General features: G+C 73.8%; 2 protein-coding genes. Both read left to right on the forward strand.

What is annotated here, in order from left to right; genetic code table 11:
* Nucleotides 1-1073 (forward strand): tlde1 domain-containing protein (locus I53_RS29855; protein WP_043357976.1); only part of this gene is annotated, 1073 nt, incomplete at its 5' end.
* A 125-nt stretch (nucleotides 1074-1198) separates the two neighbouring features.
* Nucleotides 1199-2168: CoA ester lyase (locus I53_RS29860; protein ID WP_043357978.1), on the forward strand; the 970-nt coding region annotated here is incomplete at its 3' end.

A 2168-nucleotide genomic window follows, 5' to 3' on the forward strand; every position in this document is an offset into this window, starting at 1 on the left:
GCCGCCCCGGTCCGGCACGCCGCTGGCAAGCCGCGCCGAATCCGAGCATCGCCTGGATGCTCGATCCGAGCCGGGCGCTGGGCTCCGGTTCCGCGACGGCCTTCGGCGAGCCCCCGCCGACCGCCACCTTCCAGATCGCCCGTGCCGAGCCGTCTCCGGCGGTCCGCGAGATCGCCCGGCAGGTTGCCCGGGCCGAGCAGTCCAAGGCCGCGCAGACGGCCGAGCAGGCCCAGATCCGGATGGCCCAGAGCCGGATCGCCCAGGCCAAGATGGGCGAGACGACCGCGGAGGCGCCGGCCGCCCCGGTCCGGATCGCCGCGGCCGAGCCCACGCCCGCCGCCCTCGCGCCCGCCTCCGTCCTCGTGCCGCTGCCGGTGTCGCGTCCGCCCGAGCTGCGGCGTGCGCCCGCGGTCCCGGCCACGCGGGTGGCGACCCGCGCCCTGCCCCGGACCCGCGACGTGTTCCGCGCCGCGATGGCCGAGGAGCCGTCCTTCTTCGAGAAGCTGTTCGGCGTCGGTTCCGCGGCCCCGTCACAGGACAGCCGCCAGGAGCCCCGTCAGGCGCTGGCCTATGCCAGCCCGGACGCCCTGCCGCAGGAGGCGCCGCGCACCCGGATCAGCCCGGAGCCCGATTCGGTGGCCGGCACGGCCGTCTACGACATCACCGCCCGCACGGTGACGCTGCCCTCCGGCGAGGTGCTGGAGGCCCATTCCGGACTCGGCGAGGCCATGGACAACCCGCGCTACGTCCACCTGCGCATGCGCGGCTCGACGCCTCCCGGCACCTACACGCTGACCGAGCGCGAGCGCCTGTTCCACGGGGTCCGGGCGATCCGCCTCAACCCGGTGGGCGGCAGCGCCGCGATCCACGGCCGCGACGGCCTGCTGGCCCACACCTACATGCTGCGGCAGCCCGGCGCCTCGAACGGCTGCGTCTCCTTCCGCGACTACAACCGCTTCCTGCAGGCCTTCCTGCGGGGCGAGGTCCGGCGCCTCGTAGTGGTGGCCGGCAGCGAGGCCGGCGGCATCCTCAACCGGATCGGCCTGGCCGGGCGCCGCGGCAGCCGGGGCTGAAGCGCGACAGGGTTGACGACCGCCTGAGCCGAAAGTTCGAGACTTCTTCGGCGCGGCGCGGCTTTACGCGCCCGCCCCAGCTGCCTTAACGGGGCTCAGACGCCAGCCCTGACAAGAGGCACCCGATGAAACTGCCCCGCCGCTTCTTCCAGCCCCTCGCCACCGGCGCGCCGGCCCCGTTCCGCGAGCTGCCCGTGCGGCTGGAGCGGATGATCCACTTCGTGCCGCCCCACAACGACAAGGTCCGCGCCCGGGTGCCGGAGCTCGCCGGCACGGTCGACGTGGTGCTGGGCAACCTGGAGGACGCGGTCCCGGCCGACCAGAAGGAGGCGGCCCGCAAGGGCTTCGTGGCGATGGCCCAGGCCACCGACTTCGCCGCCACCGGCACCGGCCTCTGGACCCGGATCAACGCCCTCAACTCGCCCTGGATTCTCGACGACCTGTTCACGATCGTGGCCGAGGTCGGGGACAAGCTCGACGTGGTGATGGTGCCCAAGGTCGAGGGGCCGTGGGACATCCACTACATCGACCAGCTCCTCGCCCAGCTCGAGGCGCGCCACGGCGTGACGAAGCCGATCCTGGTCCACGCGATCCTGGAGACCGCCGAGGGCGTCGCCAACGTCGACGCCATCGCGTCCGCCTCGCCGCGGATGCACGGGATGAGCCTCGGGCCGGCGGATCTCGCGGCGTCCCGCGGCATGAAGACCACCCGGGTCGGCGGCGGCCACCCGGATTACCGGGTGATCGCGGACCCGGCGGGCGACGCGCCCCGGGCCAGCGCCCAGCAGGACCTCTGGCACTACACCATCGCCAAGATGGTCGATGCCTGCATGGCCAACGGCATCAAGGCCTTCTACGGCCCGTTCGGCGACTTCTCCGACGGCGCGGCCTGCGAGGCGCAGTTCCGCAACGCCTTCCTGATGGGCTGCGCGGGCGCCTGGACGCTGCATCCGAGCCAGGTGGCGATCGCCAAGCGGGTCTTCGCGCCGGACCCGGGCGAGGTGGCCTTCGCGGCCCGGATCGTCCAGGCCATGCCGGACGGCACCGGCGCCGTGATGCTCGACGGCAAGATGCAGGACGACCCCCCCTGGAAGC

The sequence above is a fragment of the Methylobacterium sp. B1 genome, from assembly GCF_000333255.1.
GTDB classification, from domain to species: domain Bacteria; phylum Pseudomonadota; class Alphaproteobacteria; order Rhizobiales; family Beijerinckiaceae; genus Methylobacterium; species Methylobacterium fujisawaense.